Source organism: Tenacibaculum sp. SSH1-16, assembly GCF_040104435.1.
Classification (GTDB): Bacteria; Bacteroidota; Bacteroidia; order Flavobacteriales; family Flavobacteriaceae; genus Polaribacter; species Polaribacter mesophilus.
In genome coordinates this window covers 34232-60230 of the sequence record NZ_JBECOV010000007.1, presented here as the reverse complement: position 1 = coordinate 60230, position 25999 = coordinate 34232, and the positions used below count along the sequence as shown (strand labels likewise).

Here is a 25999-nt window from a genome sequence, read left to right as displayed (position 1 = left end):
GTATTCTATTCGTTATTAAAATCTTCAAGACCAGATATGTAACCACCTGTAGACGTAAACATTTTGCTAGATGTGTTTGAACTGGTGTCAAAACTAAACACAGCATTTTCATCATTCGTTGCTGTTGTAAATAATAATTTTTGATCCTTATAAGGAAGAATAATCATACTACGAGATCCATAAGTAGTAGGTAGCCCTGGTACAGCCCCTAAACTCGATTTTTTTTGAACATCAATCTCAAAATATTTGAATTGAGGTTGCCCAGTTTGATACTCATAAAAATCACTTACCTCCTCTACTCTTGCTGTAAAGCTTCTTCCATTAGGTGCATGATAAATTCCATAACATACATTTCCTGTTGCTTCTTGCATATTCATAAAATAATCTGGGTCAAAAGAAGTTTCTCCATTAGGTATTTTTAATAAACCACTAGGGCTACTTCCACTACTCATTGTAGTTCCTAAACCTTGTACATAAATATCTCCATTAGTAGTTTTAACCATTCCTGCATTTGCTGCATGTCCGCCAAACACCATTCCTGTTCTTTTATCCGAAATTATTTTTTCTACCTTTTTCTCTTTTAAATCAATTACCGCTACATACGCCCAATCGTTTACTGGAGCAAAATTTTTCTCATAATGTACTCCCATAAACAACTTTCCGTCACGCTCAATCATATCTGTATAATACGTACGTGTAGCTTCAGGAAATTCTTCTTTAATTAATGTTAAAGCTACTTCGTCTGTAATACGCATCGTAGTTGGATTGAAAATAATAAGCTTTGAAATCCCCCCTGCTACTGAAGCATACGCTACCTCCTTACTTTCAAAATAAAGGGCAGAAAAAGTATTTGCCCCAGGAACAACAATACGTTGATCTTCGACTGCATTTCCTTCTTCATTAAATGAATATTTTGCAAGGGTTGCAGGTGCGCCAAAAGGCAATGCATACAACTCTTTATTATAAGAAACGGTTCTTGTATTTCCTGTTAATTCTAAAGCCTTGTCATTTCCTATCGTTGAAAATTCTAAACTTGATTTTCCTTGAATATAAGAGGTCTCATTAGGAAATGCTCCACTTACTGTTGTAATCCCAAAATTAATAATTACTGGATCGGTTCCAACTGGTGAATTATCATCACTACTACACCCTATGAATGTAAAAACTAATACAAATGTGTAAAGTGATACTAAACTTATTTTTTTTAAGAATTGTGTTTTCATTTTTATTTATTGATGTTTATTTTTAATTTATAAATGTTCTAAGTGTTATATAAAATGCTCTTCCAGGACGTTGCACACTAAAGTTATCGAATACTTTTTCGTTAAATATATTGGTCGCTTCAGCAGTAACCGTCCATCTATTTTCTGGGTGAGAAAGAGTAATACCTAAATTTTGAGTAAATTGAGATGGAATGGTGTTTTTTAAATCTTTATTACCATCTACAGCCCAAAACAGATAAAATTCATTTACGTAGTTTGCAGACCACCATGCTGAAATATTATTTTTTGTGTGCAAGAAATTTTCTTTGTGGTAGCGTACTTCTGCATTTCCAAAAAAATAAGGAATGTTGGGTAGTCTTGCATTAAAATAACGATTGTCCACAGCCCCCGTAATATTTTTCGGTGAACGGTTTCGTAAATCTTGATAGGTAGCATTTGCTTTTATATCAAGAAAATCTACGGGACGATAACGCAGCTCCATATCAACCCCAAGCGTACGTGATTTTAGTAAATTTTGATATTGGGAATAAAACTGTGAGGTTCGCAACCAAATAACATTGTTTGTTCCTCGATAAAAAAGATTCGTATCCCAATTAACTTTCTTTGTTTTTAACTGGAAACCTAAATTAAAATTATGGCTTTGTTCTGGTTCTAAAAATGGATTGGATTTTATTAAAGTAAAATCTCCAAAAAGCTCCACTTCATCAGGAAGTCTCGTAGCATACTCGTAAGAAGACTTTACTAAAAAAGATTTTGTAAGATGGTAACGAAGCGATTGTAAAAATCCAAAATTAGATGTTTCTTGCTGGTTAGGAACAAAGTCAAGGTTTTTTATTTCATACCCATCTGCATCTAACCAAAAATGTTTTGCCGCTGTATAACTCGTTAAACTTTTTGAAAAACGGTGTTCATAAGCAATTCCTAAAGCGTTTTTAAAAAGCTGGGTTGGATTCTTAAAAAAATCTTCTCCATAAAACTCAGCCGCAATTGGATCTTCTCCTACTCTTCTAAACCAAGATGAAAAAAGATTCAACGTAAACTTTCCTTTTTCCCAAGGATGGTAGTTTAAATTAACTCGATTTAAAACATTTTGAGAGGTTAATTTTAAAGAATTTCGTGAGGCAGAAATTTCCCCACCATCTGTCCGTTTACGATATATTTTACCATCCCAAGTATAGGCATTCAAAGTAGTATCAATAAAATGTCCTCTGGTACGGTTATAAGCACTATACCATTTCATATTCATTTTCTTTAAAATATTCTTTTTTTCATATTCTAAAGAAGTCCCTATAGTCGATTCATTATAAGTAGCTTCTCCATAAGGTTGAGCCATAATAGCATTGTGCTGTATATCATCGTCAAGTCCTGAATAACGAGCACTAAGAACCAATCGATCTGCATACTTTTTATCTAAAATTCCTGCATAAACGTTTAAAAGATGGTTAGAATATTTATCATGAAACCGTTTAACTCTAGCAGATTCTGGGTTTCCTTGTTCGTTTGGTATTTCAACATCTACTTTATAGCTATTGTCAGAGTGATTAAAAAATGAATTCACCCCAAACATCCATTGATTGTCTGAACTCATTAATTGCGCATTTACGCTCATTTTATGACTATTAAACGATCCTGCTGAATAGGAAACATCTAAGTAATCTGAATATGATTTTCTAGGAACTATATTAACCGCTCCTCCAAGAGCATCTGCTCCTAAGTCTACAGGTACTACACCCTTATAAACTTCAATTTGTTCTATTAAGTTTGAAGGCAATACGTTTAACCCTAATCCCGCTCCAAAATATGATAAAGGAATTCCATCTAGAAAAAAGGGTACCGATTTTCCAGTCATCCCATTTACATAGATTCTTGCAGCACTACCAAAACCTCCTGTTTGTCGTACATTTACCCCTGAAATTTGTTTTACAATATCACTTGTATTAATGTTCCTCTCTCGAAACTTTTCCATTTGTAAAACTGACACGTTAGCAGTACTCTCTTTTAATCTTTGAGCTGTTGATTTTCCTTCAAGAGTTACCTCATTTAGCTGATTTTGCTCAGGCTTTAATTGAATAGTAAGTTTTATATTCGTTTTTTCACCTGAAACATCTATTGTCTGGTAATTTGTTTTAAAACCTACATAAGATATTTTCAAGCTATATTTTCCTTTCGGAATCTTTTTAAATGTAAATTTCCCGTCCTCATTGGTTACTGCATTTTTATTAAGTTCTTGTATTTGGAGATGAGACTGAAATAAAGGAATCCCTAAATTGTCAGTTACTACTCCTGAAACTTTTACCGTTTGCGAATACAAAAAACTACTTGTTAATAGGCTAAAAAATAGTATGCATATAACTTTTTTACTTCCTAATTTTTCAAGGTATAACATCTCTGATTTAAAATAATTTTTAGTCATTATAACCTTACTTGCTTTATCAGCCCTTCAGCTTCCATTTCTTTAAATATCTCTAATTCTTTTTTTGACAGGCTATTTTTAGTGAGTAATCCATCCGCTTTATCCCATAATTCTTTTGCTTCTGACGTAAGAGAAAAAGCTTCATCTGTATCTTTCTTCATGAGATAATTAAGTTCTGGTGATTTACTAACTAATAGTGTTTCGTGATTCTTTATTAAGTGTATGGGGGTCTCTTCTAATAATGGCACTATTTCTCGTTCTTCATTGTAAAGTAAAAAAGTATTTCCTGTTGAAATTGAAAGTGATTTTGTTTCATTTGGATTCATTTCAAAAGCTTCCATTTCTGTTTTCATACAACCTTCAGAGTTGATAAAGCACCTTACTATTTTTACTGGAGTTTTCTCTTCTGAATGATTGTAAACCATTGCTATTTTTTCTTCTTTTTTTACATTGATTAGCGAAACTTTTTCTACCCAAAAATGATCGTCTAAGTGAGTTTTTGAGTACTTTATATTTCCATCATTATGTACCTCAGATATGAGAGTATATTTTCCTAAAGGAGCATTATCGGGTATGTTATATGTAAAATAATAATGGCGACCCGCTTGTATGTTTGTAAGAATTTCTACAAGTTTTTCACGTTTACAAGCTCCTTCTAAATATGAAGCCAACACTAAAAGCGGAGTGTTTTTGTTTAAATATTTTAATTTTTGTGGTACTACTTCCTTATTTTCATTTTCTTCTGGAAAAGCAACAACATGATTTTCAAAAAGCATTGTTACATTACCTTTAGGATCTTTTACTCCTATTTTTACCAATGGGCATAAGTGTTTATTTTTTAAGTGTGCCGTATTAAAATTCCAATGAATGGTAACAGTGGTACCTTGAATGGTTCTTTTGGGAAAAATGCTCATTCTTATTTTTTCAATTTCTTAATATTTTCTTTGCTGTATTTTTGAGGGTATACTTTAAACCATTTTATCATGGTTTCTTCACCTAAATAATCGTAGGTTATAGACAACAAAAATTCCAATTTCTTGAGGTACTCTTCTTTTGCTTCATCTGGTGCAATCCTCATAGCCTCTATTCTTTCATCTTTTTCTTTTTTAGTTGCAGGAAGATGATGAAAGTAAGGGGTGTTTAAGTATTCTTTACTAAACTTATGGTAAAGTGGTGTAAACAGTATAAGATTATGCCACATTTCATCTATAATTAATAAATCATCTGGAATGAAGACTCCTGGAATTTGACTTATATACAAAAACTTCAACGTTTCCATTAATATATCTTCAGCTTCAGTTTCTGTAACATCATACATATCTAAAAACCTAGATATTACATTTTCATCACTAAAAGTTAGGAGTTTATGTAATTGTTCTTCTGTAACTTTTCCTTCCATTATATTTAACTGTTTTTACTTTTTAAAAAGCGGTAGGAATTTATCCTACCGCTATAAATTTGCAGACTATAAAGTGTTAACACAGTGCCCACAATTACTACAATGTGTAGTTCCAGCTGCTTGCTTAGACTTATCAGCTAAAATTTCTGAAATCATTAATTCTTTGGTTTTCATAATTAAAAATTTTAAAGTTTGGCCTACTCTATTCAATAAGGTTTTCAGCATTCCCTTTGTTGCAACTTCTTTAATATTATGGTACATAAATCCAATAGAATTCCTAGGCTTTTCAAAATGAGACTTAGTCTTTTGAAAAACTGAAAGATTTCTGTAAAGATTCTTTTGAAATTTAAATTTTAGTAATAACCTATGCTCTAGTATATTTAGGTACTTTTCTTACTTCTTATATTATCTAATGTCTATAACTGTTTAAAACCCTTAAAAACACGTAAAGACATCTAAGCTGCTATAATATATTTTAGATAAGATAATCCTGCATCTAAATATACTACGAGCTATTCCTTTAAAACAATAAAGAAAATAGGTTATTAAAATAAAAACAAAGCGGTGGTAAGAGCTTTTAAGCTAGTATTTTCTCTCCTCTTTAAAACTGAGATATCACAACACAACCTATCCCTTATTCATCACAAGCATTATTTAAGCTAATACACTATAACTGCTCAAATACTTGAATAAAAAAACATTAATTAGAAAGATTGAATGTAAAATAAAAACTCTTACACTAAAAAAGGTGGTGGTCTAGAAAAAAGTTGCTCCGCAGTAATAGTACCTGAAATAATAAAATTATAATCTTTAATTACTTCCCTCAAAACAATATATTCATTGCTTTCTATTGAAAAGTCTAAAGTATCAGGAGTAACTAACGGAGTTAAATCACTTGCAACTGCATGATCACATATCGTACAGTGTGATGTATGGTCTTTATCGTCTGTATGGGATAGCACGTGCAACCCGCCTACTTTCATTGATAGAAACAGGACAAGAAATAAATATGCAATGCTATTTTTTAAACGATTACTTTCCATTTGGTTACGAATATAATAAATTAAATTATATAAACACATATTTTTTTACTACTTAAATTTTATTACAAAACTCTCGTAGTTAAACTAACTATATTTATGGAAAACTATGCATAGTGTAAAGCAACATCTTAACAACAATTTTTAATTTACTGAAAACAAACCCACTATCCTCTCTCCTATTTTTTCGTTAATAAAAAGCTAATAAAAACTATTTTTTCACCCGTTGAATATAGTATTTTCGCACCCTTTCTTACAGAAAAAATCACATTTCAAGGGTACGAGAACAACTATGAACGACGAAAAAAACTGGTTACAATATTATAAAAACAGCTTATCTGATAGTGAAAATTTAGCTATCGACATTAGTAAAATAAAAAACCTTTTTCATCAAAAATCATCCGATTTAAGTAACGCACTCATCAACGCTAAACAAGCAGGTCAACTATTAGATGTTGAAGAACGTAGAATTAATCGGTTAAAAGGAATTACTAAAAAAGACAACCCTAAGTGGCATAAGGTAGAAGAAACTAAAATATTAATAGCACCTTTTCATTTAGTATATCAAACCGACAACACTAAATTCAAACAGCGCACCATTCATCCTTTTTGGATTAGTGCTATTGTAAATCGTTCAGGACAATTATCTGCTCCAAAAGATGGCTTTCCTTTAATTGTTCGTAACTATCTAACACCTATGGCAGATGTTAAGAATGATTTTATCTTCTCTTCTATCGACACCGTTTTAGATGCTAAAGACCTAGATGCTCCCGATTTTGAAAACAGCGAAGAGCCTATACCTTGGGATGAATACTGGAACTATATTAACGAAGTATTTTCTGCGATAACTTTTAGCAACCTATACCGTTATCAAGTAGAACGCTATACCACACAATATGAGCTTACTTATTTCGCATTAAGTTCTAAAATTTCTACCGCAAAAAGTATTCTATTTCTGTACGAAAATCTACTTAAAAATACGGATGAGTTACCTGTACTCTCTAAAATCATCAATCCATATACTAGAGAACGACAAGAAGCCATTACCGATAACGGATTTTTAGTGTATAACCATTTGCATTTAGGACAAATGTCGAATAAGTTCCCACTTTCGGTTAGTCAGCGAAAAACATTACTATCGTATTTAGTAGCCGAAGAAAATGCAGTTACCGCTGTAAACGGACCTCCAGGAACTGGAAAAACTACCCTATTACAAAGTTTAGTGGCTACCGAGTTTGTAAAAGCCGCTATTAATGGTGAAGAAGCTCCTATAATTTTAGCCTGCTCAAACAACAACCAAGCAGTAACCAATATTATTGATAGTTTTATCAACTCTGAAAGTACTATGGGAGAATTAGCCAACCGTTGGATTCCTGATTTTAACGGATATGCTACCTACCTCCCATCCAGTTCAAAAAGTGAGAAAAAACTAGCCAATATCAATTACTTAAAAGGAAACTTATTTGGTCATGAAGGAACACTTTGTAATCTGGAAAATGAAAAATATATCTCTGAAGCAGAATATTATTTTTTAACAAACTACTGTCAGTATTTCAATACCCAAACAAATTCACTTGACGATGTATGTAACCATCTACAAGAAGAAATTATAGGTATTCAAAATATTTTAGCTGATGGTGTTGACTTCTCTAGAAACTATATAAATGCTGTAAACTACATCAACAGCATACTTGTACACGAAGAAGATTTTGTTCAAAAAAGTACGTTTAAAATCTCCAAACTACAAGAATGGAGAACTGTTTTAAACGATTTAAAAACAGCTACAAAAGACACTGATTTTATTGATAAAGTAAAACACTATTTTATTGATGAAGCTCAGTTTGAATCAAGAAATGCTGAACACATTTTTAAAGCTAACGCTGAAACATTGTTGAATGCTAAAAAAGCAGCAGCATATATAAAAGAATGTACAAACAATGTAAATCTGCTACTGCAATCACATTTAAGCCTAAAAAATTGGAAGTATGAAAATAACATCAAAGGATTTCCTTTTGTTTCAGAAGAACAAATGTGGGCGTATGAATATGAAAAAATAAACTCTAATGATGCAACACAGCGTTTCTTTTATGATGAATTAGATATTGATTTACGCCATAAAGCATTCTTATTAGCAACCCATTATTGGGAAGCGCGTTGGTTACTAGAAACCAGAGAAATGTTAGAGGAAAACACCGAAAAAGGAACAGGAGAATATGCTATTAAAGCAAAATGGAAACGAAGAGCTATGCTTACCCCTTGTTTTGTAGCTACTTTTTACACAGCTCCAAGTCACTTTTTATACAGTCAATTTCAAGGAGAAAACGAAAACGGAAAACCTATTTTTGAATACTTACCACTATACAACTTTTTGGATTTGTTAATTATTGATGAAGCTGGTCAGGTTACTCCAGAAGTAAGCATCCCTGTATTTTCATTAACTCAAAAAGCCTTTGTAGTAGGTGATTTACAACAAATTGAACCTATTTGGTCTATCCCTAAAAAAATTGACCAAGGAAACTTAACAAGTCTTGATATTATTGAAAATCAAAATGACACACATTTAGATGAGTTAGGTTTTTTAGCGTCTAGCGGAAGTATTATGAAAATGGCTCAAAATGCTTGCGAATTTGAAACACCATTACCCGCTAAAAAAGAACAAGGATTGGTTTTATTGGAACATAGACGATGTAATGATGAAATTATTAGTTTTTGTAACGAATTGGCATACGATGGTATTTTAAAACCTATGAAAGGAAAGGCGAAAGAAAATCAAGCATTTCCATCAATGATGGCATATCATATAGAAGGAGTTAGCGAACGCAAATACAACAGTCGTCAAAACATTAGCGAAGTAAAAGCTATTATTTCTTGGTTACAACAAAACAAAGAAACCATTCAAGAAGCATACGATGTAGACGCTATTGAAAGTGTTTTAGGAATTATTACTCCTTTTGCTAGTCAGAAAGGAGAATTATCAAAAGCCTTAACCGATGCGGGTTATAAAGTAAGCGACATTAAATTAGGTACTGTACACGCATTACAAGGTGCAGAACGAAACATTATCTTGTTCAGCTCCGTATATTCTAATGACGACGAAGGAACCTTGTTTTTTGAAAAAGACAACAAGCCTAACATGCTAAATGTAGCGGTTTCTAGAGCCAAAGAAAGCTTTATTCTTTTTGGAGACACTCGAATTTTTGATGAAACCAAAAACACGCCTTCAGGAATTTTAAAAAGACATTTAAACATTTATGAAATGGCTAACTAATTATGTTTTTGTACACCAAAAAAAATCATAACTAAAAAAGTGTACAACACTTGTACACTAAAAAATTTGATAAAAAAAATAGTGTACAGCACTTGTACACCAAAAAAATTATCAACTTAAAAAGTGTACAGAAAAATACCTAACTTGCTATTAAACATTTTTAATAACATTTAGAAAAATGTTAGTTTTATATTTAAGTAATTAAAAACTAACAAATAACAACAAAAAAAGGAACGATTAAATCGTTCCTTTTTTTAATATACAATACTGTAAGCTTATTTTTTAAACTCAGTAATAGTATTCTTAATAATATTAATACAGTCTCTTAATTGCTCTTCATTCATTACTAATGGTGGTGCGAAACGAATAATGTTTCCATGCGTTGGTTTTGCTAACAATCCGTTATCACGTAACTTCATACAAATATCCCAAGCTGTTGAGCTATCTTCAGTATCATTAATTACAACAGCATTTAATAACCCTTTACCACGTACTAACGTTACTAACTCGTTTTCTTTAGCAAACTCAGCTAACTCCTCTCTAAAGATTTTACCTAAACGCTCAGCATTCTCAGCTAATTTTTCTTCTTTAACTACTTCTAAAGCCGCTATAGCTACTGCTGCTGCAACTGGGTTTCCTCCGAAAGTAGAACCGTGGTTTCCAGGTCTAATAACATTCATAATGCTATCATTTGCTAATACTGCAGATACTGGATATGCTCCTCCACTTAATGCTTTACCTAAAATTAAAATATCTGGCTGTACATTTTCGTGGTTTACTGCTAATAACTGACCTGTACGTGCAATACCTGTTTGTACTTCATCTGCAATAAATAATACATTATGCTTTTCACATAACGCTTTCGCTGCTGCTAAATATCCTTCAGAAGGTACATATACTCCAGCCTCTCCTTGAATAGGTTCGGCCATAAAACCAGCAATGTTATCGTTGTTTTCTAACGCTTCTTCTAAAGCTTGTAAGTTATCGTACTCTATTTTTATAAACCCATTAGTAAATGGCCCAAAATTCTTACGTGCTACTGGATCATTTGAAAAAGAAATAATGGTAGTTGTTCTTCCGTGGAAGTTATTTTTACAAACAATAATTTGCGCTTCGTTTTCATTAATTCCTTTTACTTCATACGCCCATTTTCTACAGATTTTTAAAGCCGTTTCAACAGCTTCTGCACCAGTATTCATTGGTAATAATTTATCAAAACCAAAGTATTCAGTTGCAAACTTTTCGTACTTTCCTAACATATCGTTATAAAAAGCACGAGATGTTAATGTTAATGTTTGCGCTTGGTTTACCATTGCCCCTACAATTTTTGGGTGACAGTGTCCTTGGTTTACTGCGGAATAAGCCGATAAAAAATCATAATATTTTTTTCCTTCAACATCCCATACATATACTCCTTCTCCTTTACTCAATACTACTGGTAATGGATGGTAGTTATGTGCTCCGTATTTGTTTTCTAAGTCAATCGCTTGTTGCGAAGTTAATTGGTCTAAAACAGCCATTTTTCTTAATTTTTTAAAATTTATAAAATAACCATTCCTTATCTACCTTTATCCTTTCGAAAAAGAAGTTTCGAAAATTCAGCGTGGGAAAGAAATCATCCCTAGCTACAAAATTATTAAATTTAAGTGACTTTCTTAGATTTTATAGGGTCTAAAAATATAGACTACTTAACTTTTTATTATTTACAATAAAACAACAGTTAATTAGTTTTTTTATCTTTAAGAGAATTTAACTAAATATCATTTTTATGAAAAAAATCTTTTTTTTACTACTGCTTTCTATAGTTACAATCGGCTGTAAATCTACATCTGTAACTAACACAAAACTTGACAACAAAACTGAACGAATGTTAAAGGGTAACTGGACCATTACTGCTGTAAGTTTTCCGGGTTCAAATTATTTAAAAGTAAACTCATTTAATTTAGAAGATTCTAACTGTTTTATTGGTAGTGATTGGAGTTTTATCTCTAACAATAATAAAGGACAAATGAATTTAAATAATCCAAGTACAAATTGTAAAAACTTTAGTTCTCCAATTACTTGGTATGTTAATAAAGATGGTAATTTTGTTTTAAAAATTATAAATAACCACAAAGCAAAAGAAGTAAACCAAGGATATATATTAAATATAAATAATGTTACTGAAACTAGCTTCGATTTAATAGACAAAGTAAACGTTGCTGGCCAAGTAAAAAACATTACCTATTCATTTCAAAGACAATAATTAATAAAACATTATGAAAAAATCAATAATTTATAGTTTATCAATTTTATTTTTAGCTAGTACAGTTTTTACCTCATGTAAATCTATTCAAAATGCTAACAACACTCAAAAAGGAGCTGCTATTGGTACAGCCGCTGGTGCTGTGATAGGTGCTGTAATAGGTAATAATGTAGGAAGTAAAAACAACTCAGAACTTGGAGCTATTTTAGGTGGCGTTGTAGGTGGTGTTGCCGGTGGTGTAATTGGTAATCAAATGGATAAACAAGCTCGTGAGATTGAAGAAGCTTTACCTGGTGCTGAAGTTGAAAGAGTTGGTGAAGGTATTAAACTTACCTTAGGAGAAAACGCCGTTCGTTTTGCTACTAACAAAGCTACTTTAACAACTACTGCTAAAGCTAACTTAGATAAATTAGTCCCTGTTTTTAAAGATTATGGAGATACTAATATTGTAATTTATGGTTATACAGATAGTACAGGTAGGGTTGAATACAACCAAACGCTTTCAGAAAAAAGAGCTAACTCTGTAAAAAGTTACCTAGCTAGCAAGGGATTAAAAAACAGTCGTTTTGAAACTAAAGGACTTGGTGTTAAAGATCCTATAGCAACAAACGATACTGCTGAAGGAAGAAGTAAAAACAGACGTGTAGAGTTTGCGATTGTTGCAAATGAACAAATGATAAAAGAGGCAAAACAAGAAGCCCGTCAATAAAAAAATAACTTTTACAAACTATACCTAAAAAGACTGCTCTACAATGAGTGGTCTTTTTTTTATCTTCAAACCATATCTTTTCCTAATTTTGCACACCATAAATCATAGTATAGAATGCCAAGAAGAGAACGAAATAAGTTTGTAAAAAGAGGACAAGTCATTGAAATTTTAATTGAAAATTATGCCTTCGGCGGAAAAGGAATTGGAAGAATACGTTCAGAAGAAGGTGTTTTTGTTGTTTTTGTTCCTAACACTTTACCAGGACAGTTAGTAAAAGCACGTGTAGACAAATCAAAGAAAAAGTATGCAGAGTGTAAATTGATTGATGTTTTAAAACATTCTGATGACGAAGTGACTATTCCTTATCAAGATATTCCTGGAGCACCTTACATTCAATTGCCTATAGATTTACAACACAAATACAAGCAAGAAAGTACGTTATCTTTATTTAAGCGTATTGGTAAAGTTGAAAATATTGAAGATTTATTTGATGAATTTATCGCTTCCCCTAATGTATTCCACTATAGAAATAAAATGGAATATGGTTTTTCTGCCATTGGTTACGACCGTGAAAACAAAACCGATGTAGATGAATTTACCTTAGGTTTTAAACGTCGCGGTGTTTGGTGGATGGGTGATAACCTTGAAAAAGATTCTGGTTTATTTGACAAACAAGTAGAAGACAACATCAAAAACATTAGAGAATACTGTAAAAAAACTGGTCTAGCGCCTTGGCACGGACCTAAAAAAGAAGGTTTCTTTAGGTATTTTGTGGTAAGAAAATCATACAAAACCAACGAATTGTTATTCAACTTAGTAACCACTTCTCACGATTTACCTAAATTTGATTTAAAAGAATTTGCTAACTATTTAGTAGAGTTATTTGGCGATAGAGTGGCTGGTTTATTACATACTATTAATGACGAAACTGGCGATAGAACTATTGCTACCTCAGGAAGTATCAAATTGGTGTACGGAAAAGATAAAATTGTTGAAGAGTTATTAGGTTTAAATTTTGAAATTAGCATGAAAAGCTTTTTTCAAACCAACCCTAAATCTGCCGAAAAACTATATACCAAAGTAGTTGATTATGCGTTAGAAAACAAAGATGCAATTGACAATACCGTAGTGATGGATTTATTCTGTGGAACAGGAACTATTGGACAAATTATTGCTTCAAAGTCGAATAACACTAAAATTGTTGGTGTAGATATTGTAGCCTCTGCTATTGAAGACGCTAAGAAAAATGCAGAACGTAACAATATTGAAGGTTTGCAATTTTATGCAGCTGATGTAGGAAAGTTCTTAAACGAACACCCACAATATAAAAATAAGATAAGAACCATTATTTTAGATCCAGCTCGTGCGGGTATTGCACCAAAAACACTTAAGAAAATCATAAACTTAAATGCAGATAGAATGGTTTATGTATCTTGTAACCCAGCAACACAAGCTCGTGATACGGAGGAATTGATGAAAAACGGATATCAATTAAAAAAGATTAGTTTAGTAGATCAATTTCCACATACATCACACATAGAAACGGTAGTTCTATTTGAAAAATAAACATTATATGAAAAAACACATTGCTCTATTCATATTTATAGCAGGTTTAACGGCCTGTGAAAAAGATGATTTCTGTACACAAAACCCAGTAACCCCTAATTTAGTGCTTCGTTTTTACGATATGGATAATACGAATGATTTAAAAAATGTAGAACGTTTATCTGTAATTGCAGAAGGAAAAACTGATAGCCTTTTTACCGATAGAACAGTAGACAGTATTGCTATTCCTTTAAACAGCCTATCTCAAAAAACAGTCTATACACTAAAAATGAATGATGTAGATGGTAATATAGCTAATAACCAAACGGCTACACTTACCATTGAGTACAATCCTAAAGAAGACTTTGTGTCTCGTTCATGTGGTTTCAGAATTATTTATGAAAATGTAACTTTAAATGATACAGGTTGGATAAACAGTTTATCAACTACAGAAATTCCATTAATCGATAATCAAGCTAGCGCCCATGTACAAGTATTTCATTAGTCTATGTTTCGTTTTTGTATTTGTGAACGGATACTCACAAATAAATACATTTAAAGAAGAAACCAAAGAAAAAAAAGATACCGTTACATATAAAACAGGATATGGCTTACGTATTGGATTAGACATTAGTAAACCTGGTCTTGCCATTATTGATAAAAGTTATAGCGGACTTGAATTAGTAGGTGATTATAGAGTATCAAAAAAATGGTACATCGCTACTGAATTAGGTTTTGAAGATGAAACCACCTATGAAGATTTTTCTTCTTCTAGTTCAAAAGGAAGTTATATTAGACTTGGAGCAAATTACAACGCCTACGAGAATTGGTTAGACATGAATAACGAAATTTATGTTGGTATGCGTTATGGTTTTGCCATATTTGATCATACCCTAAATAGCTATCAACCTAATGTTTCTTCAGGTACTGAAAACTTACCTCCTTATTTTCCTTCAAACCCTGTTACAACACCTATGTCTGACGACGGACTTACCGCTCATTGGACTGAATTACAGCTAGGTATAAAAGCAGAAACTTTTAAAAACTTGTTTATAGGTTTTAGCTTTTCATATAAAATTATGTTAAGTGTTGACGATCAAAAAGGCTTTAAAACGCTATATACACCAGGTTTTAATCGTGTTTTTGAAAGCAGTACAGGCTTCGGATTCAACTATACAATATCGTACTTAATTCCTTTTGTTAATAAATAAATTATCAGCATACGCTTGATTTCACTAACTTTACCGCCTGAATAATAAAACTTATTAACAATGAATAAAATTCCAAGCGTAAACTTAGCAGATTTTTTATCGGACGATGCTGAAAGAAAACAAAAATTCATCAATGAAATTGGTGACGCTTACGAGAATATAGGATTTGTAGCATTAAAAGGACACTTTTTAGACGATGAATTAGTAGATAACTTATATGCTGAAATCAAAAAGTTTTTTGATTTACCTACAGATGTAAAAGAAAAATATGAAATTCCAGGTATTGGAGGTCAAAGAGGGTATGTTTCTTTTGGTAAAGAAAGTGCTAAAGGAAAGAAAGAAGGAGATTTAAAAGAGTTTTGGCACTTTGGTCAGTATGTTGATGCAGATTCAAAATACGCAAAAGAATACCCAGAAAATGTTGAAGTTGAAGAATTACCTGAATTTAACAAAGTGGGTAAAGAAGCTTACCAAATGTTAGAAAAAACAGCTAAATACGTTTTACGTTCATTAGCCTTACATTTAGGTTTAGAAGAAACGTATTTTGACAACTACATCAAAAACGGAAATAGTATTTTACGTCCAATACACTACCCTCCTATTACAACAGAACCTAAAGGAGCTGTAAGAGCTGCTGCTCATGGTGACATTAACTTAATCACTTTATTAATGGGAGCTCAAGGAAAAGGATTACAAGTTCAAAACCATAAAGGTGAATGGATTGATGCTATAGCAGAAGATGACGAGTTAATGATTAATGTAGGTGATATGTTATCACGCCATAGTAACAACAAGTTAAAATCAACAATTCACCGTGTAACTAACCCTCCTAAAGAATTATGGGGAACATCACGTTATTCAATTCCATTTTTCATGCATCCTGTTTCTGATATGAAATTAGATGTTTTAGAAAACTGTATTGATGAAAACAATCCAAAGCAGTTTGAAGATATTACTGCTGGTGAGTTTTTAGATGAACGTTTACGCGAATTAGGATTGAAAAAATAAATCTAATGGATTTACAAGATCAATTAAAAAATTTATTCCCAGATCATCAGTTTGAGGAAAAACTTGAAGAAAAAAAACCTGACGTCTGGTTACAAGATGAACCCATTCTTTGTAAGTATGAAAAACGTAAAGGGAAACCTGTTACTATAATAGACGGTTATAATGGGGCTACCCAAGACTTTAAAAAATTAGCAAAAGAAATCAAAACCAAACTAAGTGTTGGTGGTAGTTTTAAAGATGATAAAATCATAATTCAAGGTGATTATAGAGATACTATAATGCAACTTTTAAAAGATAAAGGATTCAACGTAAAACGCGTTGGTGGATAAGTAAAAAATGTCGAAGATTTGATTCTTCGACATTTTTTTTATATTTACAACTTTTGTAAAGTGTTAAATACCAACCAGTAAATAATAACGTATAAAATAAATCGTTTATTTTACATAAATAAAGAAATCAACCAATTCCCTAAAATTATGAAACATTCTTTATTACACATAACCAATGGAGACGTTACAACTCAAAGACTTCAAGAACTAAATATTGAAGGTGATATTATTACGTGGCGTGAAATGTTATGTGAAGGAAAAACATCAGTAGACGTAGGTAGTGAAGACTTCTGGAAAACACGTTTTGACTTTTTAAAAACTACTTATAAAATTACTAAGAAGAAGTTTATAGATTATACCCTTAAAGAATACCGAAACCTATGTAATCAAAAACAACAAGATGAGATTGTTTTATGGTTTGAATACGATTTATTTTGTCAAGTAAATATGTTAGCAGTAATAAGCTGGCTAAAAAGATACCGTAAAAATCACAAAATATCTTTAGTTACAAGTGGTAAAATAGATAACTCTAAAAAGTTATATGGTTTAGGAGAATTATCTGATAATCAATTAAAAGAGCACTTTAAAAATAAAATAGAGCTTTCTCAAGATGATATAGAATATGCTGACTATATATGGCAATTATATTGCTCAGATAGTCCGTTACCTCTTGAAAATGCACATAAATTTAATCCAAAATCACCTTTTGTATATCTAGAAAACGCTATAAAAGCACATTTACTTCGTTTTCCTTCAATTGAAAATGGATTAAATCATATAGAAAATAATATTTTAAAGGTTGCTAACGAGCATACATTTGCAAACCAAGATGAACTTCTTAGAAATCTTTTAACTCATCAAGAAAACTATGGGTTTGGTGATATTCAATACGTTAACAAACTTGAAAGCCTTAAAAAGCTATTTACCTCTTTTGATCCTGTAAAACTTAGTAAAACAGGTAAGAAAGTATTGCAAAACCAAACAAACTATTATGCTAAAATTCGTTCTGATTTTTCGTATCTTGGTGGCGCAAAAAAATACAGCTATCTCTACGTAAACTCTACTGATAAGCTGTTAAAAATAACATCGTAAATGAGTATACAACATTCTGAGCTCATCTTAAATCCAGATGGTAGTATTTACCATTTGAATTTAAGACCTGAACATATTGCTACCGATATCATTTTTGTTGGAGACCAATATCGTGTCGACAAAGTCACCAAACACTTTGATACTATAGAATTTAGCACACAAAAAAGAGAATTTAAAACCACTACTGGTACCTATAAAGGAAAAAGAATTTCTGTAATTTCTACAGGAATAGGCCCTGATAATATTGATATTGTTTTAAACGAGTTAGACGCCTTAGTTAATATCGACTTAAACTCACGTAAACCTAAAGAAAAACATACACAATTAAACATTACAAGAATTGGAACTTCTGGTTCTTTACATGCTGATATTCCTGTAGATAGTTTTTTATTAAGCTCTCATGGATTGGATTTAAACGGAATGTTACAATCGTATCAAGTGGATGAAATCTCACATCCAGATATAGAAGAAGCTTTCATAAAACATACCAATTGGAGTGCAAAAAAATCATATCCGTTAATCATTTCTAATGGAAAACCTTTAGAAGATAAATTAATATCTAACAAAGTATATATAGGAATTACAGCTACTGCTGGTGGTTTTTATGGTCCTCAAGGACGTGTTTTACGCTTACCTTTGCAAGACCCCGATTTAAATAAGAAGATTGATAGTTTTAACTATAATAACAATCGAATTACCAACCTTGAAATGGAAACATCAGCCATTTATGGGTTGGCTAAACTACTAGGTCATAATGCAGCATCAATGAATGCTATTATTGCTAACAGAGCCAACGGAACATTTAGTAAAGATCCGTATAAAGTAGTAAATGATTTGATTGCATATACCCTAGATAAATTAGTTGAATAAATGCTGAAATTAAAAATAGGTGGTGTTCCTGAACATTTTAATTACCCATGGTACATTACATTAAAAAATAAAGAATACACCAAAGAAGGAATCAACTTACGCTGGAAAGATTATCCTGGAGGTACTGGAGCTATGACGAAAGCTTTACGCTCTGGTGAAGTTGACATTGCCCTGGTGCTTACTGAAGGAATTATTAAAGATATTATTAATGGAAATCCTTCAAAAATTACACAAACTTTTGTAAAAAGTCCACTTGTTTGGGGAATTCATGTTGCTGCGAACTCAAAATTCAAAACCATTAATGACTTAGAGAATGCTACAGTAGCTATTAGCCGATTTGGTTCAGGTTCTCAACTTATGGCAATTGTAAATGCCCATAACAATGGTTGGGATGTTAATAAACTACAATTTAAAGTAGTTGGAGACTTACAAGGAGGAATAGACGCTTTAACTAATGGAGAAGCCGATTATTTTATGTGGGAGCACTTTACCACAAAACCATTGGTTGATAACGGTACTTTTAGGCGAGTTGGTAACTGCCCTACCCCATGGCCTTGTTTTGTAATTGCTGTTCGTGATGAAATCTTAGAAAATAATTTTGAAGAAGTAAAAAAAGTACACGATATCATTAACGCTTGTACTAAAGACTTTAAAGACTTCGATAATATTGATAAAGTTCTTTCCAATAGGTATGAACAACAAATAGATGATATTCAGGAATGGTTATCTATTACTGAATGGAATGATGGCGAAGCTATTTCCGAAAATTTAATTACGGACATACAAAATAAAATGGTGGAGTTCAACGTTATTGAAAAGAAGGAAAATTCTGGTGACTTAATCAGAAATATGTATATTTGATTTTTATAAAACGGAATAATGATGAAAAAAGTAGTATTTATTGCAATTTGTACTGTTAGTTTATTAGGTTTTTCTTCTTGCGGAAGTACTAGTCCTTGTGGATTAGCAAAAACTAATCAAAACAAACAAAAACAACATCAACAACAAGAGATAGTAGTTGCAGATGCAACTGAAATAGCAATCGCTGAATAAGTTGATGTTTCTTTATTCAAATTCAATAAATCCGCTTTTTTAGGCGGATTTTTTTATTTTTATTTTTCTCATAACAAAAAATCCTTTTCTATTTTAGAAAAGGATTTGAGCTTATCTTATATGTGTTAGTTTTTTACTTTGCTATAATTTCTCCTAACAGAGCACCCTTTTCAAAGGCAAACACCATTACTAATAACAACATAACTCCTACACATGTAATAACGTAATATTTTGTTTCATTCTCTTTTTTCATAATATAATTTAGTTTTAATGATTAATTTTTCTTTTTTAACATTGGCACAAACCTAAAATCACCTAACTCATGCTTTTCAAATTCTTTTGGTGATTTCCTTATAAAAAGTGTCATTACTTGCTCTTGATCCCCCACAGGAATCAACAACCTACCTCCTACTTTAATTTGCGCCAATAATGCTTTAGGCACATACGGTGCTCCAGCTGTAACAATAATTTTGTCAAAAGGAGCTTCTTCTGGTAATCCTTTGTAACCATCACCAAAAATAAACCTTTTTGGCTTATATCCAAGTCTTGGCAAAAACATTGAAGTTTTTTTAAATAACTCATGTTGCCTTTCTATTGAATACACCACAGCATTCAATTCTAATAATACTGCCGTTTGGTATCCAGATCCAGTTCCTATTTCTAATACTTTTTCTCCTGGCTTTACTTCTAATACTTGTGATTGAAACGCTACTGTATAAGGCTGAGAAATTGTTTGTTCAGCAGCAATAGGAAAAGCTTTGTCTTGATACGCATGCGCTTCAAAACTACTATCCATAAACAAATGTCTTGGAATTTTTCTGATAGCTTTTAATACTCTCTCGTCATTAATTCCTTTTGCTTCTAAAACGTTTGCTAATTGATTTCTAAGTCCTTGGTGTTTGGTTGTATCTCTCACTAATTATAAAATTTCAGGAGGATAAAAGTAGTAATAAATCTGTATAAAAGTGTATCTTTGTTTGCGTTGATTTTTTGTAGAAATCATTTCTTTTTCAACAAACCAATCAAATAACTAATAATCTTTCACTTATGTTAAAAGCTGGAGTTTTAGGCGCAGGTCACTTAGGAAAAATCCATTTGCGTTTGTTACAACAATCAGAAAAATATGAATTAGTAGGGTTTTATGACCCTTTTACAGAAAACGCACAAAAAGTAGCTGATGAGTTTGGCTATAAATTATTCGATTCAGTAGAAGCGTTAATTGATGCTGTTGAAGTAGTCGATATCGTTACTCCAACACTTTCTCACTTTGATTGTGCAAAACAAGCTATTGAGAAAGGAAAACATATTTTTATTGAAAAACCTATTACCAATACTGTATTAGAAGCAGAAGCTATAAGAACTTTAGCTAGTCAATACCATGTACGTGGACAGGTTGGACATGTAGAGCGTTTTAACCCTGCTTTTATGGCTGTAAAAGACTTGATTGACACGCCAATGTTTATTGAAACACATCGTTTGGCTGAATTTAATCCTAGAGGAACAGATGTACCTGTAGTTTTAGATTTAATGATTCATGATATTGATATTATTTTATCGGTTGTAAACTCAAAAGTAAAAAGTGTGCATGCAAGTGGTGTATCAGTAATTTCAGAAACTCCTGATATTGCTAATGCTCGTATTGAATTTGAAAATGGTTGTGTTGCGAACCTAACAGCAAGTAGAATTTCGATGAAAAACATGCGTAAGAGCCGTTTTTTCCAAAGAGACGCATACATTTCAGTAAACTTTTTAGAAAAGCAATCAGAAGTTGTTAGAATGAAAGACGTACCAGAAAAACCTGATGAGTTTGCTATGATTTTGCAGAACGCTGAAGGTGTTAAAAAGCAAATTTATTACGATAATCCTGAAGTAGTAGCTAACAACGCTATTTTAGATGAATTAGAATCGTTTGCAGATGCTATTCACAATAATACTACGCCTATTGTTTCGTTACGTCAAGGTACTGAAGCTTTACGTGTAGCACATCAGATTATAGACTGTTTTTAGAATAAAGTAAATAAGTAACAACCGCGTTAGGGATTGCAGTGAAAATCCTTTTTTGTTATTCTGAGTAAAGCGAAGAATACACCAAAAAAGATTGTAGCGGAAAGCCCGCCCCATAGGGGAACGCCCATATAAATACCAAAACACAACAACATGAAAAATATCGCCGTAATTGGAGCAGGAACAATGGGAAATGGAATTGCGCATACGTTTGCTCAATTTGGATACAATGTTCAACTTATCGACATTTCGCAAGCTGCCTTAGATAGAGGTTTAGCAACCATTACTAAAAACTTAGATAGAATGGTAGCGAAAGAAAAAATTACTGAAGACGATAAAAATAATACCTTAAACAATATTACTACCTACACTTCTATTAAAGAAGGTGTACAGAATACTAGTTTAGTTGTTGAGGCTGCTACTGAAAATATTGACTTAAAACTTAAGATTTTTAAAGATTTAGATGAAGCTTGTGCTGAGGATACTATTTTAGCTACCAACACTTCATCAATCTCAATTACTCAAATTGCAGCAGCTACCAATAGACCTGAAAAAGTAATTGGAATGCACTTTATGAATCCTGTGCCAATTATGAAATTGGTTGAAATTATTAGAGGATACAACACTTCTGATGAAGTAATGGACTTTACAGTTGATTTAACTAAGAAAATAAATAAAGTTCCTGTTGAAGTAAATGATTACCCAGGTTTTGTTGCCAATCGTATTTTAATGCCAATGATTAACGAAAGTATTGAAACGTTATACAACGGTGTTGCTGGTGTTGCTGAAATTGATACCGTAATGAAATTAGGAATGGCACATCCAATGGGACCATTACAATTAGCAGATTTTATTGGGTTAGATGTTTGTTTATCTATCTTAAACGTAATGTATGACGGATTTAAAAACCCTAAATATGCTCCATGTCCGTTATTAGTAAACATGGTTGCAGCAGGTAAATTAGGTGTTAAATCTGGTGAAGGTTTTTACGATTATTCAGAAAGTAGAAAAGCAGAGAAAGTTGCGAAGATGTTTTCTTAAAAAAAAGAAAAATATAAAACAAAAAGAAGCCTTTTGGGCTTCTTTTTGTTTTATAACTGTAATACTTCACCTTCATTAGGGATTACAACTTTATCTTGAATAGATTTTTCTTGCTCTTTTAAAAATAAGCGAAGCTCCTCTTTCGTTAATCCACAATGATTTATTGCGTCCATATGAATTGCTATTAAAATAGCTTTCTTATTCTCAACAGCTATCCTTAGTAATTCTTCTTTAGTTAACGTCATATGTTTACCTGGTTCTAAAACAGGGTTTGGCTTGCTAAAAGTACACTCCCCTGTATTTGCAATAATATGAGTAGGTTTTTCAATTTTCAAAGCATTCTTTAAAAGACTATCTAAAACGGCGTCTCCTGTAATAAATATTGTATCTTCTTTAAATGTTAAAGAAAAAGAAGATGATTCGCCAAAAGGCATTGCTCCTGTTGCTCCTTCATGATGATGTGCTTCGTAGCGTTTTATCGATACTCCAGACCAATTTACAACCTGCTCTATGCTTTGTAAGTTTGTAAATCCTTTTGATTTTAATTTTTCTACATCAAAAGGTTGGCAAAAAATAAGTATGTTTTTAGGAAGTAATTTTTCAGCATCAGCATCAAAATGATCTGGATGGTAATGCGTTATCAAAACAGCATCGGCTTGTTCTATAATTTTATTTTTAGGTATCGGTAAATCATTCATAGGAATCCGTTTATCATTAGAAAAAGGAATTGGATCTTGTGTTCCTTTATCTGACAAAACAGGGTCTATTAATATTTTTTTTGAATTTACTTCTAAAAACACCGTAGCCTGTCGTATATATTCCAGCTTTGTTGTGTTTTCTCTTCTTGTTTTATTAGTTGTTTTACACGCACTAATCATGGTTAAAATTACGAGTAGCAATTGATAACGTTTCTTCATTTTTATATGTTTTTTTTCTTATATAGTCACGAAACTAAAGCACTTTTAAACAAGAAACAATACGTTACATTTTTGTACCTTACGCACCTTTTGGTTAGTTTTTTTAGTACCAAAAAGATAGAATTTAAAAAAAAATGAAAAAATTTTCACCTGATTATTGCCCTTTAACTTATGCGACAAAAGTTGTAAGTTGAAAATGGAAGTTATTTATCATTTCTAGGCTTGTTGAAAAACCACTTAGGTATGGACAAATCAAGACTGCATGTGAAACAATTTCTGAAAAGATGTTAACTAGCCAATTAAAAGAGTTAGAAGCTGATGGGATTATTAGCAGAAAAATATATGCTGAAGTACCTCCAAGAGTTGAGTATTCTCTCACTCTGTTTGGCAATGATTTAGTCAATGCTTTAGCTCCATTACATGCTTGGGGAATTGATTACATGGAGCATAAGAAAATTCCTTTTCCTAAATATAACTGAAAAGATGATTACCCCCATCATAGTAAACTAAAGACTAGTTTCCTAAATTATAAGTTTATCTAATAGCTTTTTACGATTATTCTGAAAATAGAAAAGCTGAGAAAGTAGTGAAAATACTTTCAGAAGCTTTTTTAGGGCTAATACTTTACCTTTGTTTTATTAAACTACCGATTCCTTTTTCAATTCCTCTATAGTAGTTTTCGTTTTTAAACTCAGGAACAATTACACTATCTATTACCTTTTTGCAAATTTCATCGGTAAGCGTTTCTTCTGTTCCTAACCCAGTAGATATTCGTATTTCTCTTTTTAATTTATTGATAACAATTGTTAAGCCATTATTCTTGTCTTTTCTCCCTACTCCCCAATCATTAGCCAACGCTAAAGAATAATCTTCAATATTATCATACGGTTGATAACTACTTACAGTAACAACTGCTATAACATTTGTTGATTCTTTTTCATAATCATCAATTAGTTTTTCCAATTTTTGCTCTTCATCATTTGTGAACATATCTTCATAATCATTCACATAACCTATCGGAAAAGGAAACTTACTCTCTACAACTTCTTTTGACTTATTAAAAAAGACTACTTCCTTTTCATTTTCTGTACTTTTACATGAGAATACTGCAATTATTAGAAGTAGTATTACTATAACTTTTTCCTTTTTCATCTCTCTTTATTTAACACGAAGTATCCGCTATGATTTTCCACTCATCTTGTATCTTCTTAAAAATAATCATAAAAACGCCATTAGCGTCTCCTACTGTTCTTTTTAAATGATATTCCCCCATAACTGAATAAGCTCCTTCAGTAATTTTAGAAATGTCATTAATCTTAAAAGTTAATGTTCCTGAGTGTTCTTTTGTTGGATACCCTTTTTTATAATTATCTAAGGTTTTTTGCCATCCAAAAGTAACTCCATTTCGTCCGTAAAACTTTAATGAATCACTCTTCCAATACCCTTGCATAAAACCTTCTAAATCGTGATTTGACCAAGCTTCTTCTTGTGCCTTCATCACCGATAAAATCTCTTGTTTTTCTGTTTCTTCTGAAACGGTTTTGGCTGCTTCTTGCTTACATGAAGCAAATAATATCACTAAAAAAACAATACTTAAAAACTTTTTCATTTTAAAATAGAGAGTTTATAATATATTTTATAGTCACTCCTTCTGCCTCTGCTTTATAATTCTTCACAATTCTATGTGATAAGATAGGAATTGCTACCGCTTGAACATCTTCAATGTCTGGAGAATATTTTCCATGTACCGCTGCGTGTGCTTTGGCTGCCAAAATTAAGTTTTGTGAAGCTCTTGGTCCTGCTCCCCAATCAATGTACTTTTTAATTAATTCAGTAGCTTTATCTGAATTAGGACGTGTTTTACCCACCAAACCAACAGCATACTCAACTACATTATCTGCTACAGGAATTTTACGTATTAACTTTTGGACTTCAATAATTTCTTCTGAAGAAAAAATAGCGTTGACTGTTTGTTCAGCTATTGATGTCGTATTTTTTACCACTTGTACCTCTTCTTCAAAGCTTGGGTACTCTAAGTTAATTGAAAACATAAAACGGTCTAACTGAGCTTCAGGTAACGGATACGTTCCTTCTTGCTCAATAGGGTTTTGTGTAGCTAATACAAAAAATGGTAGCTCTAACTTATAATGATGTCCTGCTACAGTTACTGACTTTTCTTGCATAGCCTCTAGTAAAGCTGCTTGTGTTTTAGGTGGTGTACGGTTTATTTCATCTGCTAAAATAATGTTTGAGAAAATTGGTCCTTTTATAAATTTAAAATGACGCGTTTCATCTAATATTTCACTTCCTAAAATATCAGAAGGCATTAAATCTGGAGTAAACTGAATTCTATTAAAATTCAACCCTAATGCGCTAGAAATTGTATTTACTAATAAGGTTTTTGCCAATCCTGGTACTCCAATTAACAACGAATGTCCTCCACAAAAAATTGAAAGTAATGTATAGTTTACAGCTTCTTGCTGACCTATTATAACCTTACCTATTTCTTGTTGTAGTTGACTATATTTTTCTACAAGTGTGTTTACTGCTGTTACGTCAGACATAAATCAAAATTTTTCTTTGTTCAATAAATTTAATTACAAACTTTTATAAAATGAAATTCCCGCTCTCG

General features: G+C 31.9%; 25 protein-coding genes and 1 pseudogene. 15 read left to right on the top strand and 11 right to left on the bottom strand.

Going from position 1 to position 25999, the window contains the following annotated elements:
- Positions 1–5 precede the first annotated feature (5 nt).
- From ABMY20_RS10320 to ABMY20_RS10300, 5 genes are all read right to left on the bottom strand, one after another.
- Positions 6–1223, bottom strand: a complete 1218-nt coding sequence (locus ABMY20_RS10320; protein WP_349265227.1) for a DUF4374 domain-containing protein — start codon at positions 1221–1223, stop codon at positions 6–8.
- 22 nt (positions 1224–1245) lie between these two features.
- Positions 1246–3636, bottom strand: a complete 2391-nt coding sequence (locus ABMY20_RS10315; RefSeq protein ID WP_349265226.1) for a TonB-dependent receptor — start codon at positions 3634–3636, stop codon at positions 1246–1248.
- Positions 3636–4550 (bottom strand): hypothetical protein, encoded by a 915-nt coding sequence (locus tag ABMY20_RS10310; protein WP_349265225.1) that lies wholly within the window; start codon positions 4548–4550, stop codon positions 3636–3638. The genes ABMY20_RS10315 and ABMY20_RS10310 overlap by 1 nt, the downstream gene beginning before the upstream one ends.
- A 2-nt stretch (positions 4551–4552) precedes the next feature.
- Positions 4553–5035 carry a hypothetical protein gene (locus ABMY20_RS10305; protein WP_173359700.1) on the bottom strand — a complete coding sequence of 161 codons (483 nt, stop codon included), beginning with the start codon at positions 5033–5035 and terminating at the stop codon, positions 4553–4555.
- Positions 5036–5769: 734 nt separating this feature from the next.
- Positions 5770–6117: a hypothetical protein gene (locus ABMY20_RS10300; RefSeq protein ID WP_156167047.1), complete on the bottom strand. Its 348-nt coding sequence runs from the start codon at positions 6115–6117 to the stop codon at positions 5770–5772.
- A 250-nt stretch (positions 6118–6367) separates the two neighbouring features.
- On the opposite strand from ABMY20_RS10300, the gene ABMY20_RS10295 reads away from it, so the two are divergent.
- On the top strand, positions 6368–9343 hold the full coding sequence (locus ABMY20_RS10295) for a DEAD/DEAH box helicase (protein WP_349265224.1): 2976 nt from the start codon (positions 6368–6370) through the stop codon (positions 9341–9343).
- 275 nt (positions 9344–9618) lie between these two features.
- On the opposite strand, the gene rocD is transcribed toward ABMY20_RS10295, so the two are convergent.
- On the bottom strand, positions 9619–10863 hold the full coding sequence (rocD, locus tag ABMY20_RS10290; RefSeq protein ID WP_159611654.1) for an ornithine--oxo-acid transaminase: 1245 nt from the start codon (positions 10861–10863) through the stop codon (positions 9619–9621).
- 248 nt (positions 10864–11111) lie between these two features.
- Here rocD and ABMY20_RS10285 point away from each other — a divergent pair, with 248 nt between their 5' ends.
- From ABMY20_RS10285 to ABMY20_RS10235, 11 genes are all read left to right on the top strand, one after another.
- Positions 11112–11588 carry a lipocalin family protein gene (locus tag ABMY20_RS10285; protein ID WP_047789007.1) on the top strand — a complete coding sequence of 159 codons (477 nt, stop codon included), beginning with the start codon at positions 11112–11114 and terminating at the stop codon, positions 11586–11588.
- Between the two features lie 13 nt (positions 11589–11601).
- Positions 11602–12297 carry an OmpA family protein gene (locus ABMY20_RS10280; protein WP_047789008.1) on the top strand — a complete coding sequence of 232 codons (696 nt, stop codon included), beginning with the start codon at positions 11602–11604 and terminating at the stop codon, positions 12295–12297.
- Between the two features lie 114 nt (positions 12298–12411).
- Positions 12412–13863, top strand: a complete 1452-nt coding sequence (rlmD, locus tag ABMY20_RS10275) for a 23S rRNA (uracil(1939)-C(5))-methyltransferase RlmD (RefSeq protein ID WP_349265223.1) — start codon at positions 12412–12414, stop codon at positions 13861–13863.
- A gap of 7 nt (positions 13864–13870) precedes the next feature.
- Positions 13871–14347 carry a DUF6452 family protein gene (locus ABMY20_RS10270; protein ID WP_349265222.1) on the top strand — a complete coding sequence of 159 codons (477 nt, stop codon included), beginning with the start codon at positions 13871–13873 and terminating at the stop codon, positions 14345–14347.
- Positions 14328–15053, top strand: a complete 726-nt coding sequence (locus ABMY20_RS10265; RefSeq protein WP_349265221.1) for a DUF6048 family protein — start codon at positions 14328–14330, stop codon at positions 15051–15053. The genes ABMY20_RS10270 and ABMY20_RS10265 overlap by 20 nt, the downstream gene beginning before the upstream one ends.
- A 60-nt stretch (positions 15054–15113) precedes the next feature.
- The gene (locus ABMY20_RS10260; RefSeq protein WP_073183641.1) at positions 15114–16061 is read left to right on the top strand and encodes a 2-oxoglutarate and iron-dependent oxygenase domain-containing protein; all 948 of its coding nucleotides are present in this window, start codon (positions 15114–15116) and stop codon (positions 16059–16061) included.
- A 5-nt stretch (positions 16062–16066) separates the two neighbouring features.
- Complete coding sequence (locus ABMY20_RS10255; RefSeq protein ID WP_349265220.1) at positions 16067–16390, top strand: translation initiation factor; 324 nt, start codon at positions 16067–16069, stop codon at positions 16388–16390.
- A 147-nt stretch (positions 16391–16537) separates the two neighbouring features.
- Positions 16538–17482: a DUF1835 domain-containing protein gene (locus ABMY20_RS10250; protein WP_281979877.1), complete on the top strand. Its 945-nt coding sequence runs from the start codon at positions 16538–16540 to the stop codon at positions 17480–17482.
- Positions 17483–18352, top strand: coding sequence for a nucleoside phosphorylase (locus ABMY20_RS10245; RefSeq protein WP_159611662.1), 870 nt, complete (start codon positions 17483–17485; stop codon positions 18350–18352). It begins immediately after the preceding gene.
- Positions 18353–19213 carry a substrate-binding domain-containing protein gene (locus ABMY20_RS10240; RefSeq protein ID WP_047789016.1) on the top strand — a complete coding sequence of 287 codons (861 nt, stop codon included), beginning with the start codon at positions 18353–18355 and terminating at the stop codon, positions 19211–19213. It abuts the gene before it with no gap.
- An 18-nt stretch (positions 19214–19231) separates the two neighbouring features.
- The gene (locus ABMY20_RS10235; protein ID WP_156167015.1) at positions 19232–19405 is read left to right on the top strand and encodes a hypothetical protein; all 174 of its coding nucleotides are present in this window, start codon (positions 19232–19234) and stop codon (positions 19403–19405) included.
- 274 nt (positions 19406–19679) lie between these two features.
- Here ABMY20_RS10235 and ABMY20_RS10230 read toward each other — a convergent pair whose 3' ends face one another.
- A complete protein-coding gene (locus ABMY20_RS10230) occupies positions 19680–20321 on the bottom strand; it encodes a protein-L-isoaspartate(D-aspartate) O-methyltransferase (RefSeq protein ID WP_047789017.1) in 642 nt (213 codons plus the stop codon).
- 131 nt (positions 20322–20452) lie between these two features.
- On the opposite strand from ABMY20_RS10230, the gene ABMY20_RS10225 reads away from it, so the two are divergent.
- Positions 20453–21412: a Gfo/Idh/MocA family oxidoreductase gene (locus ABMY20_RS10225; RefSeq protein WP_073183648.1), complete on the top strand. Its 960-nt coding sequence runs from the start codon at positions 20453–20455 to the stop codon at positions 21410–21412.
- 150 nt (positions 21413–21562) lie between these two features.
- Positions 21563–22450, top strand: a complete 888-nt coding sequence (locus ABMY20_RS10220; RefSeq protein ID WP_047789019.1) for a 3-hydroxybutyryl-CoA dehydrogenase — start codon at positions 21563–21565, stop codon at positions 22448–22450.
- A 50-nt stretch (positions 22451–22500) separates the two neighbouring features.
- On the opposite strand, the gene ABMY20_RS10215 is transcribed toward ABMY20_RS10220, so the two are convergent.
- A complete protein-coding gene (locus ABMY20_RS10215; protein ID WP_349265219.1) occupies positions 22501–23367 on the bottom strand; it encodes an MBL fold metallo-hydrolase in 867 nt (288 codons plus the stop codon).
- Between the two features lie 206 nt (positions 23368–23573).
- Between ABMY20_RS10215 and ABMY20_RS10210 the strand changes: the two are divergent.
- A pseudogene (locus ABMY20_RS10210) lies at positions 23574–23846 on the top strand (winged helix-turn-helix transcriptional regulator); the annotation flags it as partial.
- Positions 23847–23991: 145 nt separating this feature from the next.
- Here ABMY20_RS10210 and ABMY20_RS10205 read toward each other — a convergent pair.
- The 3 genes from ABMY20_RS10205 to ABMY20_RS10195 are packed head-to-tail and all read right to left on the bottom strand — an operon-like array spanning position 23992 to position 25931.
- Positions 23992–24519, bottom strand: coding sequence for a TPM domain-containing protein (locus ABMY20_RS10205; protein ID WP_349265218.1), 528 nt, complete (start codon positions 24517–24519; stop codon positions 23992–23994).
- A 10-nt stretch (positions 24520–24529) separates the two neighbouring features.
- A complete protein-coding gene (locus ABMY20_RS10200) occupies positions 24530–24976 on the bottom strand; it encodes a nuclear transport factor 2 family protein (protein ID WP_173360047.1) in 447 nt (148 codons plus the stop codon).
- A gap of 1 nt (position 24977) precedes the next feature.
- Entirely contained in the window at positions 24978–25931 is a 954-nt protein-coding gene (locus ABMY20_RS10195) for a MoxR family ATPase (RefSeq protein WP_073183653.1), read from the bottom strand.
- Positions 25932–25999 lie beyond the last annotated feature (68 nt).